Origin of the sequence: Streptomyces sp. M-16, from assembly GCF_052114405.1 — a bacterium.
Lineage (GTDB): Bacteria > Actinomycetota > Actinomycetes > Streptomycetales > Streptomycetaceae > Streptomyces.
This window is the reverse complement of record NZ_JBFRER010000002.1, coordinates 161,970-177,726: the sequence shown is the minus strand read 5'-3', so window position 1 is coordinate 177,726 and position 15,757 is coordinate 161,970. Positions and strand designations below refer to the sequence as shown.

Genomic DNA, 15,757 nt, shown 5'->3' with positions numbered 1-15,757 from the left:
CTCCGAGCCGGCCGGGCCCTCCGAGCCGGCGGAGCCCCCCGAGCCGGCGGAGGCGCCCGACCCGGCGGAGGCGCCCGACCCGGCGGAGCCCATAGGCCAGGCGGGGCCCGACGGCCCGGCGGAGCCCGTAGGCCCGGCCGGACTCACCGGCGCGGCCGGGCCCGCCTGGGACGCGCAGCGGGCCGAAGACGCCGAGCGGGCCGGGCGGGTCGCCGGGATCGGCCGGCTGACCGACGCGTTCGGTGCCGCCCCCGCCGAGGAACGGCCCACCCTGCTCGCCGATCTCGCCCGCCGCTGGGCCGCGGAACTGGCCGACGCCGGACGTCCCGTCCCGGCCGGCTCCGCCCCGCTCACCGTCCTGTCCGAGGACGTCGTCGCCCCGCTCCCGCTCCCGCTCGACGGCTTCCTCGACACCGCCGACCACACGGCGCTCGCCGAGGTCACCGCCCTGGCCGAACTCTTCGACCTGGGACACCTCCTGCGCCGCGTCGTCCGCGACCGCTTCGTGGCCCGCTACGGCCCCGGCGGCACCTGCCACCACCCCTGGGAGTTCGGCGCCGAGGTCACCGAGGCCTGGGAAACGGCCGGCCGGCTCGCGGACCTCGACCCCGCCGACCGGGCCGCCCTCCCCACCGGGACGGAGGAACTCGCCGCGCTGCGCGCCGGGTTCACGGCCGCCGTACGGGACGCCCGCGCGCAGGACCCCGCCGACGCCGCCGAGGTCGTCCTGCCGCCCGGCCCGGTCCGCGCCCTCGGCGGGCACCTGCCGGGCTGGGCGCTCGAACGCCCGCTGAGCTACGCGTACTTCCTCCAGCGGGACCCGGACCGCGGCCTGCTCGCGGTGAACCACGTGTACGGCGGATGGGGCCGCTTCAGCAGCCGGTTCCTGGACGCCCTGGACCCGCGAGCCACCGCCGAGACGGCCCGGCAGATCCGGCGCGGCCTCGCCCTCGGCGCCAGGGCGGCCCAGATCAGGCCCGTCGGCGGGTTCAACGCCAACCTCCACCCCCTGCTGGTCCCGGACGAGATCGGCCCCGACCGCCGCCGGGCCTCGATCGCCGAAGGCGACCTGGAACTCGTCCACGACGAGCCCACCGACCAGGTACGCCTGCGGCTGCGGAGCACCGGAGAACACCTCGACGTGCTCTACCCCGGCTTCCTCGCCCCCGTCCTGCTGCCCCGCCGCATCGCGCCCCACCTCTGCGACCACCCCCACGGCGTGGTCGACTTCCGGGCCCTCGCGCCCCGCCGCGTCCTCCCCGCCCCGGGCGGCCGCGTCGTCCACAGCCCCCGCCTGCTCCACCGCCACGTGGTGCTCCGCCGCCGCCGCTGGCAGCTGACGCCCGGCGTCGTGCGGGAACTGCGCGCCGAACTCGCCGCCGCGGCCGCCCCGGCGCAGGCGGCCGCCCGCTGGCGCGCCCTGCTCGACCTCCCCGAACAGCTCTTCCTGCACCCGGCCGCGACCGCCCCCACCGGCCGCCCCGCCGAGGACTTCCTGAGCCGGCTGAGCCGTCCGAAACCGCACTTCGTGGACCTCGGCAGCGCACTGCACCTGCGCTGCCTGCCCAAGTGGCTGTCCCGGCACGGCGACGGAGCCGTCCTGGAGGAGGCGCTGCCCGCCCCCGGAGGCCCGGCCGCCCCGGCCCGCGCCGTCGAACTCGTCCTGGAGGTCTACCGGTCCGGACGGCCGCGATGAAGGCCGCCGAAGTGGAAGGGGAGGAAGGGCCCGTGCCGACGGCACCGCACCGCGACAACGACAACGGCCACAACGACAACGGCCGCGACGACAACGGCCACGACGACAACGGCCACGACGGCGGTGCGCGCGACGTCGTCGCCTTCCACCACCACCCGGTCAAGGCACCCCTGCTGCGCGAGGCGCTGCTGCCGCTGGCCGCCTCCTGCACCGCCGACGGCCTGGCGGCCCACGTCGAGCGGCACTGGCTGCACGGCCCCCACCTGCGGCTGCGCATCCAGGGGCCGCCCGCCCGGGTGGAGGCCGCCGCGGAGGCCGCCGCCCGGCGCGTCCGCGCCTGGCTCCGCGCGCACCCCTCGCACACGGACCTGACGGAGTCCGAGCTGCTGCGCCTGGCGGCCGAGGCCGGACGCGCCGAACTCGTCCCCCCGCCCTACGGGCCCATCGCCCCCGACAACACCGTCCGTGTCGAGGCAGTCGACCGCACCCCGATGCGCGTCCTCCTCGGCGACGACGGCGCCGCCCTGCGCGAGGACCTGCTGCGGGCCGGCCTCGGCGCGCTGCGGGCGGGCGCCGCCTTCCTCGGAGAAGGTGGCGACGGCTCCGGTGCCCGGCTCCGGCTCGCGGTGACCGGCCTCGCCGCGCATGCCGCCGCCCACCCCGGCGGCCTGGCCGGCGCCCACTACTCGTACGTCTCCCACCTGGAGGACTTCTTCGTCCACGACGACCCGGACGGCCGCGTACGGGCCCGCTTCGAGCAGCACGCGGAGCGGGCCGGCGAGGCCGTGACCGCCCTCGTCGGGAGGCTCGCCGAAGGCGGCGCGCAGGGCTGGGAACGGGAGTGGGCGGACTTCTCGGCCGGAGCCTGGCGGCTGGCCCGGAGCCGCCACGACACCGGCGCCGACCTGCACGGCGACCCGCGCGCCTACCGGGACCGGGCCGCCGCCACCGGCGACACGGCGGCGCAGGAGCGCTGGAACCACGACGTGCGCACCCGGTACAGCGAGTTCCACCGACTGCTGAGCCGCTCCGACCCGCGGGGCACGATGTGGCACCGCCCCGACTACCTCATACACCGGGCCTGCACCAATGCCCTGTACCGGCTGTTCGCCCTCTGCGACGTCCGCCCGCTGGAGCGGTACCTGGCGGCCCACCTCGTCGTCCGCGCCGTGCCCGCCCTGACCGGCTGCGACTGGCGCGCCGAGGTCGGCGCGGCCGTCGAGGCCGTGGAGCGCGGGGCATGACGGGCGCCGGACGCCGGCTGCGGCCCGGCACCGCCGTGACCCCGCTGCGCGACGGACTGCACCTGCGGGGCCGGCGGGGGAGCGTCACCCTGGAGGGCAGCGCCGCGCTGCCCGTGCTGTGGCGCTCGCTGGAGCGGCCCCTGCGCACGGGCGGACTAGACGCGTTCCTCGACGGCCTGGAGCCGGGCTCCCCGGTGCGGACGGCGGTGGCCGCGGTCGTCGCCCAACTGGAGGCGCACGACCTGCTCGTCACCGGGCCGCCAACGCCCGCGCGCGATCCGGGTCCGGTCGGGCCGTGGCTCGCCGTGAGCGCCGACCGGCCCGCCGACGCGGCGGCCGCGCTCGCCGTGACACGGGCCGAGGTGGTGGCCGCCGCCGTCGACGCCCCCCTGGCCAGGGCCGCGGGCCGGGCGCTCGAACAGAGCGGACTGCCCGTCACCTACACCCGCGACGCCGGCCTGCCCGAGGCCCGGATCCACCTCCGCGCCCACGGCCCCGACGGCGTCACCCACGCCCTCGCGGCCGCCCTGCCCGCCCCGACCGGCTACGTCACCTCCCCGGACAGCACCTCCGCCACGGCCGTCATGGCGGCGGCCCTGGAGGCCCGCCTGGCAGTCCGCCCGGCTCCGGGCACTCCTGGCGGGGAGCGCACCGCCTTCCCTCCCGGCGCGGGTTCGGCGGGCACGGATCCGGGCCGGGACGCCTCCGGCGGGGGAGGGGCTACGGCCGCCCTGCTCGGCGGCGCCGCCGCGCACCGGCTGCTGTGCGCGGTGGCCGGCCTGCCCGACCCGGCCGACGAGGGGGACGACGACCGGCTGCTGCCCGGGCTCCCCGCGGTGCTCCTCGTGGACGCCCGTCCTCCGCGCGCCGAGTACCGCACCTGGGCCGGGCCCCGCCCCGCCGGCGCGGCCCTCGCACCCGCCGCCACCCTGCGCGAGGCCCTGCGCCGCGTGGCGGCCCTCGGCGACGAGCGCTGCGGGGTGCTGCCCGACCCCGGCCCGGCGGACCTGCCGCAGCTGCCGGTCCCCCTCGCCTCCTGCGCCGCGCCCGGCACCGCCCAGCACCCGCCCGGGGCGACCCTTGTCGGCGGCGCGCCGCGGTTGGACCTGGCCCGCCTGGAGGTGTTCTGCCGGGCGGCCGAACTGGCCCTGGGCCGGCCGGGATCCACCGTGGGTGCCAATCCCGGGCACGCCCGCGGCCGGGCCCTGCGCGCGGAGGTCACCCGCCGTGCCGGGACGGGAGCGGGTCGGACGCCGGTGGCGCCGGAGCAGTGGTCCGGACATCCGCAGGCCCGCCACTGGTGGACCACCCTGACGGCCCGTCTCTCCGTGCCCGCCCGCCTGCACGTGTTCCGCATCGCTCCCGGCGAGGAGGTGTACCGGGCCGTCGTCCGCCGGGCCGGCCCGCACGGATCCACCCCGCTCGGCGACGCCGTCGAGGCGACCCCCGGCGACGCGGCGGCCTGCGCCGCGCTGTCCGCCGTCGCCGCGGTCTCGGCCGCCGCGGTGTCGTCCGCCGCGGTCACCGACCCGGCGGCGGGCCGAACCCCGGTCGGCGGGGCCGGTGCGGCCGGTGCGGCCGGTGCCGGGCTGGCCGTCGAGGGCGCCCCGGCGGTCGGGTGGGAGGAGCCGGGGTGGACCGGCCGGTGGCTCGCCGACACGGCCGGGCGCGAGGGCGCCTTCCAGGAGGCCATGGGCCGACTGACGGGCCCGCCCCGGCCCGCCCCCGACGGGGAACTCGCCACCCTGCTGCGGGCGTTCGGATTCACCGTCCTGAACCGCCCGGAGGAGGCACCGTGACCGCCGCGCCGCCGCTCGACGCCGGCTCCGCCCTCGCGGCCACCGCCGGAGCGGCCGTGGTGCTGCTGACCCGGTGGACCCTGGGCCTCGCCGAGGAACTGAGCCGGCACGCCCTGCGCCACCCCGTGGCCCTGGCGCCGGTGCGCTTCGACGGGGCGGTCGCCGTCGTCGGCCCGGTGCTGCGCCCCGGCGCGGCCGCCTGCCTGTGCTGCGCCGAGTACCAGCGACTGGCCACCGCCGGGGGCCGGGTCCCCTGGCGGAGCGGGGAACTCGCGCTGGCCGGCGTACCGTCACCGGCCCTCGCCGAGGCGGCGGTGGCCCTCGCGCGGGAGCTGCTGGACGCCCCGCGGGACGGAGCGGAGGAGGACGGCGCCGTCGTGCACCTCCTCCACCAGGGCCGCGGAACGTGGTCCACCCACCGCGTCCGCCCGGTGGGCGGCTGTACGGTCTGCCACCCGCTGCCCGCCGACTCCCCGGCCGCGGCGGCCCCGCTGCCCGCGGCGCCCCGCCCGCTCCCGGACCCGTACGTCCTGCGCGCCCCCAACCCCCGTACCGAGGCGGACCGGTTGCGGGCGGCCCTGTACGACGAGCGCTTCGGCCCGGTCCGCCGCCTGCTCCGCGCCGAGGACTCCGCCTTCTCCCTCACCGGCGCCTTCGTGACGGACGGCCGGCCCGTGGAGGACGGCGGCTACGGCAGGGCCCGGGACTTCCCCGGCAGCGAACGCATCGCGCTGTTCGAGAGCGCCGAGCGCTACGCGGGGATGCGCCCCACCGGCCGACGCACCGCCCTGCGGGCCCCCTTCGCAGCCCTCGGCCCCGACCGCGCCGTGGACCCGCGACGGCTCGGCCTGCCCGAGGCCGCCCACCACGGGCACCCGGCCTCGCCGACGGTCCCGTACACGCCCGGCCTCGCCCTCGACTGGGTGCACGGCTGGTCGCTCACCCGGCGGCGGACCACGGCCGTGCCCGAACACGTCGCGTACTGGGACGTCCCCGGCGGCGCCGACCGCGGCCCGCGCGTGGTGTACGAGTCCTCCAACGGCTGCGGACTGGGCAACAGCCCCGAGGAAGCCGCCCTCTACGGCCTGTTCGAAGTCGCCGAACGCGACGCGTTCCTGATGGCCTGGTACGCGGCCACCCCGCTGCGCCGCGTCGAACCGCCGCCCGACGACCTCGACACGCTCCTGCTCGCGGACCGGGCGGCCGTCGCCGGCTACCGCCTCGTCCTGCTCGACGCCACGAACGACTTCGGCATCCCCGCCGTCGTCGCCGTCTGCCGCTACACCGGCTCCCACCCGGACGCTCCCCGCGTGTTCCTGGCGGCGGGCGCGCACCACGATCCCCGCGCGGCGATCCGGTCGGCGGTGGCCGAGGTCGTCACCAACGTCCTGGAGGCGCCGCAGCGCGCCGCCGCCGCGGGCGGCCCGCGCGATCCGGAGCGGCTGCGGCCCATGCTGGACCGGCCCGAACTGGTCGTCACCCTCGACGACCACGTCGGTCTCAACACGCTCCCCGAGGCGGCCCCCCGCCTGGAGTTCCTCTTCGCCGACACGCCCCGCCTGACCGTCGCGGAAGCCTGGCCGGGGGCGCCCGAGCCGGTCGGTGACCTCTCCGCGCTGCTCGGCGCCACCGTGGACCGGCTGGCGCGGGCCGGACTGGAGGTGATCGCGGTCGACCAGAGCGAGCCGGGCCTGCGCGCCGGTCTGGGCCTGCACTGCGTGAAGGTCGTCGTCCCCGGCTCGCTGCCGATGACCTTCGGGCACGTCAACCGCCGCACCCGGGGCCTGCCCCGGCTGCTGGAGGTGCCGTACCGGCTGGGCCGCACCCCGCGCCCGCTGCGCCACGAGGACCTCGCGGTCCATCCCCACCCCTTCCCCTGACACCCGAGGACCGCCGTGACCACCACCGACACCTGGCACAGCCACCACCTCTTCCTGCACTCCGGGACGTCCGACACCGATGCCTTCCTGGTCCGGTCCGCGGCCCCGCTCCTCGACGGCCTCGTCGCCTCGGGGGAGGCCGCCCGGTGGTTCTTCATCCGGTACGGGGAGGACGGCCCCCACGTACGGATCCGGGTGCGCGGCCTGAGCGGGCGGGCCGCCGCGGCGCTCCCGCGGGACCTGGCCGGCGCGGCCCGGGAGGTGCCCGCGGTGCCCGGCCCGTGGCCGTCCCGCCACGGGGAGGTCCGTGCCGTGCCGTACGTGCCCGAGACCGACCGCTACGGCGGGCCGCGCGCGCTGCCGGTCGCCGAGGAGGTCTTCGCGGACTCCACCCGGACCGTGCTGGACGCCCTGCGGGACCTCCCCGGCGAGGGCACGGACGCGGCCCGGCTGACCGTTGCGGCGGACCTGGCGCACGCGACGGCGTACGCGCTCGGCATGGACCGACGCACGGCGGCGCGCTGGCTGCGCCGGCACGCCGCGGGCTGGCGCTGGGTCACGCAGACGCCGCTGCTGCCCGGCGCCTCCGTGCACGCCCGGGTCAACGCCGTGCACGCCGCCCGGCGCACCGGCCTGGCCCGGCGCGCCGAAGTCCTGCGGGAGCGGCTCGGCGCCGGTACGGCCGCGCCCTGGCTCACCCGCTGGACGGAGCGGGTCCGCGAGGCCGACGCCCGGCTGCGCGCCGCCGAGGGTGCGCGGGGGGCCGGGGCGGGCCTCTCCGAGGAGACCGCGGCCTGGGTCTGGGGCTCGCAGCTCCACATGCTGTTCAACCGGCTCGGGGTCACCCCCGACGAGGAGCGGGCCGTGTGCCGGCTGGCCGGGCGGACCCTGCTGGAGACGGACGGGGAGCCCGACTACTTCCCGGCCGGCCACACCGCCGCCGACCTGCAGTACCTGGAGCGCAGCAAGGTCCACATCGGCCGCAACGAGGACGCCGCGCTGCGGCAGGCCCCCGCCCCGGCGCCCCCGCCGGTGTCCCCGCACGAGACGGCCCTGCCCCCGGCCCCCCTGCCGGAGGTCTCGCTGCGTTCCGTACTGGCCGACCGGGCCTCCCGGCGCGGGCGCCTCACGGGGCCGCTGGACGCCCCCACCCTGGGCTCCCTGCTCTGGCACGCCCTGGCCGAGAGCAGCCGCAGCGTGCAGCCCCTCGCGGACGGCACGCAGCGCGCCTTCGTCCACCGGCCGTACCCGAGCGCGGGAGCCCTGTACACGGCCGGGGTGCGGCTGCTGGTGCTGGACGTGGCGGGGGTCGAACCCGGCACGTACGCGTGCGTGCCGGAACGCCGGACCCTGCGCCGGATCGGGCCCGCGCCGACGGCGGACGAGCTCAAGCCGCTGTCGACGTACACCTCCCGCCCCGCGGCGGATCCGGACTGGATCGGCGTCGACGAGGTGCCCGTGGTCCTCGGCCTCTACGCGGACCTCGGCGTGCTGCGGCGGCGCTACGGGCTGCGCGCCCTGCGCCTGGCCCTGCTGGAGACCGGCCATCTGGCCCAGACCCTGCTCCTGACGGCCTCGGCCCTGGGGCTGGGCGGCACCACGCTGGGCGGTTTCCACGACGACCTGGCCCACGAACTCCTCGGCCTGGACGACCTGGACCAGCCCCTGCAGTACCTGCTGCCCCTGGGCCGTCCGGCGCCGCGGACCGTCGGGTGAACGGCGTTCGGCCAAAACGGATCAGATCCGGTCAACAGGCGCAGGGACGGGACCGCAGAAATGATCAAATTTCCTAGGGGTTAGCATATGAGCGCTGCCTAGCTCGAAAGATGGATCTGTGACTGTCAACGAGGACTCGTTCACCAACTGGAAGAACCGCGAAGAGATCGCGGAGTCGATGATCCCGATCATCGGGAAGCTGCACCGCGAGCGGGACGTGACGATCCTGCTGCACAGCCGCTCCCTGGTGAACAAGTCGGTGGTCAGCATCCTCAAGACCCACCGCTTCGCCCGGCAGATCGCCGGTGGGGAGCTGTCGGTCACCGAGACGCTGCCGTTCCTCCTGGCGCTCACCACGCTGGACCTGGGCCCCTCCCAGATCGACATCGGCATGCTCGCCTCGGAGTACAAGGCCGACGACCGCGGCCTGTCGGTCGAGGCCTTCACCGCCGAGGCCGTCGCCGGTGCCACCGGTGAGAACAAGATCGAGCGCGGCGCCGGCCGCGACGTCGTCCTCTACGGCTTCGGCCGCATCGGCCGCCTCGTCGCCCGCCTGCTGATCGAGAAGGCCGGCTCCGGCAACGGCCTGCGCCTGCGCGCCATCGTCGTGCGCGGCGGTGGCGAGGCGGACCTCGTCAAGCGCGCCTCGCTGCTGCGCCGCGACTCCATCCACGGCCAGTTCCAGGGCACCATCACCGTGGACGAGGCGACGAGCACGATCGTCGCCAACGGCAACACCATCAAGGTGATCTACGCCAACGACCCGTCCGAGGTCGACTACACGGCGTACGGCATCAAGGACGCCATCCTCATCGACAACACCGGCAAGTGGCGCGACCGCGAGGGGCTCTCCAAGCACCTGCGCCCCGGTATCGACAAGGTCGTCCTGACCGCTCCGGGCAAGGGCGACGTCCCGAACATCGTCCACGGCGTCAACCACGACACCATCAAGCCGGACGAGCAGATCCTGTCCTGCGCCTCCTGCACCACCAACGCGATCGTTCCGCCGCTGAAGGCCATGGACGACGAGTACGGCGTGCTGCGCGGCCACGTGGAGACCGTCCACTCGTTCACCAACGACCAGAACCTGCTGGACAACTACCACAAGGCCGACCGCCGTGGCCGCTCCGCGCCGCTGAACATGGTCATCACCGAGACCGGTGCCGCCTCGGCCGTCGCCAAGGCGCTGCCGGACCTCAAGGCGCCGATCACCGGCAGCTCGATCCGCGTCCCCGTCCCGGACGTCTCGATCGCCATCCTCAGCCTGCGCCTGGGCCGCGAGACCACCCGCGAGGAGGTCCTCGACTACCTCCGCGAGGTCTCGCTGCACTCGCCGCTCAAGCGCCAGATCGACTTCACCACGGCCCCCGACGCCGTCTCCATGGACTTCGTCGGCTCGCGCCACTCCTCGATCGTCGACGCCGGTGCCACCAAGGTCGACGGCGACAACGCCATCCTCTACCTCTGGTACGACAACGAGTTCGGCTACTCCTGCCAGGTCATCCGGGTCGTCCAGCACGTCTCGGGCGTCGAGTACCCGACCTACCCGGTCCCGGTCGTCTGATCGGATCCGCCCCGCACGAAAAAGGCGCCCGCCCGAGCTTCCCGCTCGGGCGGGCGCCCTTTCGTATGCGTGAGAACCGTTACATGTTGTCCAGAAATCACCCATTTCGGTCAATCATGAGGGTTCGGAATCGTCATCTACGGGCCGCTGCCGCGGCCCAGCGCCGACCGCCTGCCGGTCGGCGCCCCAGGGAGTGACATGGCACGCGCGGGCAACAGGACGGGCAACTGGCGGATCGCTCTGCCGCTGGTGGGCGGAGCCGCCGTACTCGGATTGGGCGGCCTCTACGTCACCGGACTCGTGACCGGCGGCGACATCGACCAGGGGACCCGGGTGCGGGGCGTGGACATCGGCGGCATGAGCCGCGCCGAGGCCCGCCAGGCGCTCGACCGTGCGCTCGGACCCGGCGCGGCGGCACCCGTGGCCATGAAGATCGGCGACCGCGTGGAGAAGGCCGACCCGGCCGCGCTGGGCCTCTCCCTCAACACCGGGGCGACCGTCGACCACGCCGCCCGCACCGGCCACGACCCGGTCGCCGTCATCGGCAGGCTCTTCACCTCGGGCGACCGCGACATCGAGCCCGTGATCCGGGTCGACGAGCCCACCGCCCGGGCCGCCCTCGGACGACTGGACGAGAGCACCCGCCAGCAGGTCCGCGACGGGTCGATCACCTTCGACAAGGGCGCGGTCAAGGCCGTCCCCGCGCGGCCGGGCATCGACCTGATCGAGGACCGGGCCCTCGACACCCTCCGCGCGGCCTACCTCGCCGGCTCCACCGACCCCGTCGTGATGCCGGTCGAGCGCCGCGAGCCGCACGTCGGGGCCGAGGAGACGGACCGGGCCCTGGAGGCCTTCGCGCGGCCCGCGATGTCCGGGCCGGTGACGGTCTCCGTCGCCGGGAAGCGGATACCCATCACCCCCGCCGTCCTCGGCGAGCACCTCACGATGAACCCGGACACCCGGGGCCGCCTCGTACCGGCCCTCGACTCCAAGGGCCTGCTCGCCGACCCGGCCGTGGCCCGGCCCGTGGAGCGGGCCGTACAGGCCCCGCGCGACGCCGTGCTCGGCCTGGACGCCGCCGGCCGCGTGGCCGTGGACGCCGACGGCCGCCCGGGCCACCAGGTCACCCAGGCGGCCCTCGGACGCGCCGTACTGCCCCTGCTGACCGCCGAGGGCGCGGGCCGCAGCGGGGAGGTCGCCACCGAGGAGGTCCAGCCCGACCTCACGAGCGCCGAGGCCCGGCGGCTCGGGATCAAGGAGAAGGTCTCCTCCTTCACCGTCCAGTTCCCCGCCGCCCCCTACCGCACCACCAACATCGGCCGCGCCGTGGAGCTCATCAACGGCTCCGTCGTCCTCCCGGGCGAGGAGTGGAGCTTCAACCGGACCGTCGGCGAGCGCACGAAGGAGAACGGCTTCGTCGACGGCATCATGATCAACGACGGCCGGTTCGTGAAATCGCCCGGCGGCGGGGTCTCCGCCGTCGCCACCACCATGTACAACGCCGCCTTCTTCGGCGGCGTCAAGCTCGTCGAACACGGCGCGCACTCGTTCTACATCGAGCGCTACCCCGAGGGCCGCGAGGCCACCGTCGCCTGGGGCACCCTCGACCTGCGCTGGGTCAACGACACCGGGCACGCCCTCTACGTGCAGGCCCACTCCACCGACACCTCGCTGACCATCACCCTGCTCGGCACGAAGAAGTACGACGAGATCAAGGCGACCAAGGGGCCGCGCACCCAGGTCACCCCGCCCACCAAGATCACGGGCAGCGGGCCGGCCTGCGAGGTCCAGACCCCCCTGGAGGGCTTCGACGTCCAGGTCGGACGCGACTTCGTCCAGGGCGGCCGCACGGTCCGGCACGAGGACTTCACGACCCACTACACCCCGCGCGACGAGGTCACCTGCGACCCGCAGACCACCCCGGCCACCCCGGCCCCGCAGACCTCGCAGGCGCCGACCGCCCCGGCCCTCGACGCCGCCTCCGCCCGGCGGTAGCGGCCCTGCCCGCCCGCACGCGCCGCGACACGGCGCGTGACCGGCGGGACGCATTTCGCGTCCGTCGGGGGCCGTGGCCATCCGGAAGTGCTACAACTGGGTTCGTGACCCTTCCTCGCCGCCACCCGCGCCGGGCACGTCGGTGCGGTCACCCGTAGGCAAGCGCTTCCGGAGCGTCGCCGGACAGGTATTCGTCCTTCAGGTGGCGATCGTGGTGTTGCTCGCGACCGGAGCGCTCATCGCCCTGCTGCTGCAGTCGCGCCACGACGTCGACCGGGAAGCGCGCAACCGCTCGGTGGCCGTCGCGGAAACCTTTGCCCACTCCCTCGGGCTCCAGGGGGCCCTGAAGACCCCCCACCCGGCCACGATCCTGCAGCCCCTCGCGGAGTCGACGCGCAAGGACGCCGGCGTCGACTTCATCGTGGTGATGGACACCAACGGCATCCGCTACTCCCACCCCAAGCCGGACCGCATCGGCAAACGTTTCGTCGGCACCATCGCGCCCTCCCTCGCCGGGCACACCTACACCGAGAGCGTCAACGGCCCGCTCGGCCGGGAGATCCAGGCGGTGGTCCCGGTCAAGGCCGCCGACGGCAAGGTCGTGGGCCTGGTGTCGGCGGGCCTGACCGTCAAGAACGTGAGCGGGGTCGTCGACCGCCAGCTCCCCGTCATCCTCCTCGCCATCGCGACCGGCCTGGCCCTGGCCACCGGCGGTACGGCCCTGATCAGCAGACGGCTGCGCCGCCAGACCCACGGCCTCGGCACGCACGAGATGACCCGGATGTACGAACACCACGACGCGGTGCTCCACGCCGTCCGCGAGGGTGTCGTCATCACCGACGGTGACGGGCGGCTGCTGTTGGCCAACGACGAGGCCAAACGGCTCCTGGGGCTGCCCGAGGGTGCCGAGGGACGCTACATCGGCGACGTCCCGGGTCTGGACCGCCGGATGTCCGACCTGCTGCTGTCCGGCCGCGTGGCCACCGACGAGGTACTGGAGGCGGGGGACCGGCTGCTCGTCGTCAACCAGCGCCCCACCCACACCCGCGGCCGGGCCGAGGGCAGCGCGGTCACCATCCGCGACTCCACCGAGATGCGGATCCTCACCAGCCGGGCCGAGACCGCCCGCAGGCGCCTCAAGCTGCTCTACGACGCGGGCGTCGACATCGGCACCACCCTCGACGTGGTCCGCACGGCCGAGGAACTCGCCGCCGTCGCCGTCCCCCGGTTCGCGGACTACGTCACGGTCGACCTCGCCGACTCCGTGCTCGACGGGGAGGAACCCGGCCCGGGGGCCGACATGCGGCGCACGGCGGTCAGCGGCATCCGCTCCGACCACCCCCTCTACCCCTGCGGCCGGCTGATCGACTTCCTGCCCTCCACCCCCCAGGCGCGCGGCTACGGCACCGGCGAGGCGGAGCTCGTGCCGGACCTCTCCGACGCGCCCGGCTGGCACGCCCAGGACCCGCCCCGCGCCCAGGCCATCGTCGACTTCGGGATCCACTCGCTGATCGCGGCCCCCCTCACCGCCCGGGGCGTCGTCCTGGGAGTGGTCAACTTCTGGCGCTCCCAGAAGCCCGAGCCCTTCGACGAGGACGAGCTGTCCCTGGCCGAGGAACTCGTCGCCCGCGCGGCCGTCAGCATGGACAACGCCCGCCGCTACACCCGCGAACACGCCCTCGCCGTGACCCTCCAGACCAGCCTGCTGCCCCGCGCCCTGCCCGAGCAGAGCGCCGTCGACGTGGCGCACTTCTACCTGCCGGCGCAGTCGGGGGTGGGCGGGGACTGGTTCGACGTGATCCCGCTGTCCGGCAGCCGGGTCGCCCTCGTCGTCGGGGACGTCGTCGGCCACGGCCTGCACGCCGCGGCCACCATGGGCCGCCTGCGCACGGCGGTCCACAACTTCTCCTCCCTCGACCTGCCGCCCGAGGAGATCCTCGCCCGCCTGGACGACCTCGTGCAGCGCATCGACCACGACGCGGACGACGCCGCCGACCCGGGCGGCGGCGTACTCGGCGCGACCTGCCTGTACGCCGTCTACGACCCGGTCTCCCGGCTGTGCACGGTGGCGCGGGCCGGGCACCTGCCGCCCCTCCTGGTCGCCCCCGACGGCCGGACCGAGTTCGTGGAGCTGCCGGCCGGGCCCCCGCTCGGCCTGGGCGGGATGCCCTTCGAGACCGCCGAGCTGCACCTCGCGGAGGGCAGCCAGCTGGTCCTGTACACCGACGGGCTCGTCGAGGAGCGGACCAGGGACATCGGCGAGGGGCTGGAGCTGCTGCGCGCCGCCCTCAGCCATCCGGACCGGGACCCGCAGGAGAGCTGCCGGGCCGTCCTCGACCGGCTGCTGCCGGCCCGCCCGACCGACGACGTGGCCCTGCTCATCGCGCGCACGCGCACCCTCGGAGCCGACCGCGTCGCCCAGTGGGAGGTGCCGCTGGAACCGAGCGAGGTCGGCACCGTACGCAACGCCGCCGCCCGCCAGCTCGACGCGTGGGGCCTGTCCGAGCTGGGCTTCGCCACGGAACTGATCCTCAGCGAGCTGATCACCAACGCCCTGCGGCACGGCTCCGGGCCGGTGCGCGTCCGGCTCCTGTACGACCACGCCCTGACCTGCGAGGTGTGGGACGGCAGCAGCACCGCCCCGCACCTGCGCTACGCCGCCACCACCGACGAGGGCGGACGAGGACTCTTCCTCGTGGCCCAGCTCAGCGAGCACTGGGGGACCCGCTACACCCCGGAGGGCAAGGTCATCTGGGCGGAACAGTCCCTCCCCGGCGCCCCTGCAAACCCGCCCGACACCGCGGAATCCGCGCTCGCCGCCTTCCTGGACGTCGAACCGCTCTGAAACCGGACGGGTCCGAAACCGGTGGGATCGCAATCGATGGGTAGACGCCGGGAGTCACACCCCGGCGGATCGCGCAGTGCGCCGCCTCCCTACCGGAAGACGAGGGACACCATGATCGTCATCGGATTGATTCTCCTGATCATCGGCTTCCTGACCGGCATCTCCATCCTGTGGACCCTGGGGATCATCCTGCTCGTGGTGGGTGCGGTGCTGTGGATCCTGGGTTCGGTCGGACACGCCGTCGGCGGTCGGCGCCACTACTGGTGACCTGCCGAGAGACCCGCCGTGTCCAGGGCCGCCCCGGCCTGCGCGGCCAGCGCGACCGCCACCAGGCGGTCCTGTTCCGCAGGCAGCCGGCGGCCCGGCGGCGGGTCGAGGAGGAAGCGCCCGTAGTAGTGGCCGCCGCCGACCACCCGCAGCTCGGTCTCGCCGTCCGGCCACTGCGCGTACTCCGTCACCCGGTTCCCGCGGCGCCACCAGACGCCGCCGTCGTGTTCCAGCCGCGGCAGGTGCCCCATCAGGGTCCCGTACTCGAAGCGGCAGCCGCGCAGCCCCAGCAGGCCGGTCAGCTCCCGGCCCACGTACTCGACCGCCGTGTCCGGGAAACCACCGAACTCGGCCAGGCGGGCGGACCTCCGCAGGCTGGACAGCTGTGCGGCGTCCGTCGCCACGGCCGAGCGCAGCCGGCGCCCGCGCACCGCAAGCTGCGAGACGATCAGGCCGACGGCCAGCAGCAGCGCCGCCGTCACGACGTCGCCGTGGCCCGTGATGACGAACCGCCCGTAGGGCGCGGTGAGGAAGAAGTCGAACCAGGCGGCCGCCGAGAGGGCGGCCACCGCCCCCGCCGCCCGCGTCCCGGCGGCGGCGACCGCGACCACCGCGACGACGAGCACCAGAGCCGCGTTCGTCGCCGACAGGTCGCTGCGGAACGGCGTGAGCGCCAGCGCGGCGAGGAAGGGGACCACGAGCGCCGCGAGCAGGGCGGCGGGGTCGCGGAGTCGGTACCGGGACATGTCGT

General features: G+C 75.5%; 9 protein-coding genes and 1 pseudogene. 9 read left to right on the top strand and 1 reads right to left on the bottom strand.

Annotated features, from left to right (window positions below; all coding sequences use genetic code 11):
• The 9 genes and pseudogenes from AB4039_RS01880 to AB4039_RS01840 all read left to right on the top strand — a co-directional run.
• A pseudogene (locus AB4039_RS01880) lies at positions 1-1,696 on the top strand (lantibiotic dehydratase); the annotation flags it as partial.
• A 32-nt stretch (positions 1,697-1,728) separates the two neighbouring features.
• Positions 1,729-2,940 (top strand): lantibiotic dehydratase C-terminal domain-containing protein, encoded by a 1,212-nt coding sequence (locus AB4039_RS01875; RefSeq protein WP_442269828.1) that lies wholly within the window; start codon positions 1,729-1,731, stop codon positions 2,938-2,940.
• Positions 2,937-4,739 (top strand): hypothetical protein, encoded by a 1,803-nt coding sequence (locus tag AB4039_RS01870; RefSeq protein WP_442269827.1) that lies wholly within the window; start codon positions 2,937-2,939, stop codon positions 4,737-4,739. Before AB4039_RS01875 ends, AB4039_RS01870 begins: the two co-directional genes overlap by 4 nt.
• On the top strand, positions 4,736-6,619 hold the full coding sequence (locus AB4039_RS01865) for a TOMM precursor leader peptide-binding protein (protein WP_442269826.1): 1,884 nt from the start codon (positions 4,736-4,738) through the stop codon (positions 6,617-6,619). Before AB4039_RS01870 ends, AB4039_RS01865 begins: the two co-directional genes overlap by 4 nt.
• A gap of 15 nt (positions 6,620-6,634) precedes the next feature.
• A complete protein-coding gene (locus tag AB4039_RS01860) occupies positions 6,635-8,335 on the top strand; it encodes a thiopeptide-type bacteriocin biosynthesis protein (protein ID WP_266837367.1) in 1,701 nt (566 codons plus the stop codon).
• Between the two features lie 118 nt (positions 8,336-8,453).
• The gene (locus AB4039_RS01855; protein WP_266837365.1) at positions 8,454-9,899 is read left to right on the top strand and encodes a glyceraldehyde-3-phosphate dehydrogenase; all 1,446 of its coding nucleotides are present in this window, start codon (positions 8,454-8,456) and stop codon (positions 9,897-9,899) included.
• A gap of 198 nt (positions 9,900-10,097) precedes the next feature.
• The gene (locus tag AB4039_RS01850; protein WP_266837363.1) at positions 10,098-11,894 is read left to right on the top strand and encodes a VanW family protein; all 1,797 of its coding nucleotides are present in this window, start codon (positions 10,098-10,100) and stop codon (positions 11,892-11,894) included.
• 142 nt (positions 11,895-12,036) lie between these two features.
• Positions 12,037-14,739, top strand: coding sequence for a SpoIIE family protein phosphatase (locus tag AB4039_RS01845; protein ID WP_442269825.1), 2,703 nt, complete (start codon positions 12,037-12,039; stop codon positions 14,737-14,739).
• 111 nt (positions 14,740-14,850) lie between these two features.
• A complete protein-coding gene (locus AB4039_RS01840) occupies positions 14,851-15,006 on the top strand; it encodes a DUF6131 family protein (RefSeq protein ID WP_266837359.1) in 156 nt (51 codons plus the stop codon).
• On the opposite strand, the gene AB4039_RS01835 is transcribed toward AB4039_RS01840, so the two are convergent.
• The gene (locus AB4039_RS01835; RefSeq protein WP_442269824.1) at positions 14,997-15,752 is read right to left on the bottom strand and encodes a DUF4118 domain-containing protein; all 756 of its coding nucleotides are present in this window, start codon (positions 15,750-15,752) and stop codon (positions 14,997-14,999) included. The two genes, AB4039_RS01840 and AB4039_RS01835, sit on opposite strands and share 10 nt — an antisense overlap.
• Positions 15,753-15,757 lie beyond the last annotated feature (5 nt).

Bases quoted from the DNA above. Each gene is read 5' to 3' on its own strand.
- AB4039_RS01870 (WP_442269827.1), top strand. From the start codon at position 2,937: ATGACGGGCGCCGGACGCCGGCTGCGGCCCGGCACCGCCGTGACCCCG.
- AB4039_RS01850 (WP_266837363.1), top strand. From the start codon at position 10,098: ATGGCACGCGCGGGCAACAGGACGGGCAACTGGCGGATCGCTCTGCCG.
- AB4039_RS01840 (WP_266837359.1), top strand. From the start codon at position 14,851: ATGATCGTCATCGGATTGATTCTCCTGATCATCGGCTTCCTGACCGGC.
- AB4039_RS01835 (WP_442269824.1), bottom strand. From the start codon at position 15,752: ATGTCCCGGTACCGACTCCGCGACCCCGCCGCCCTGCTCGCGGCGCTC.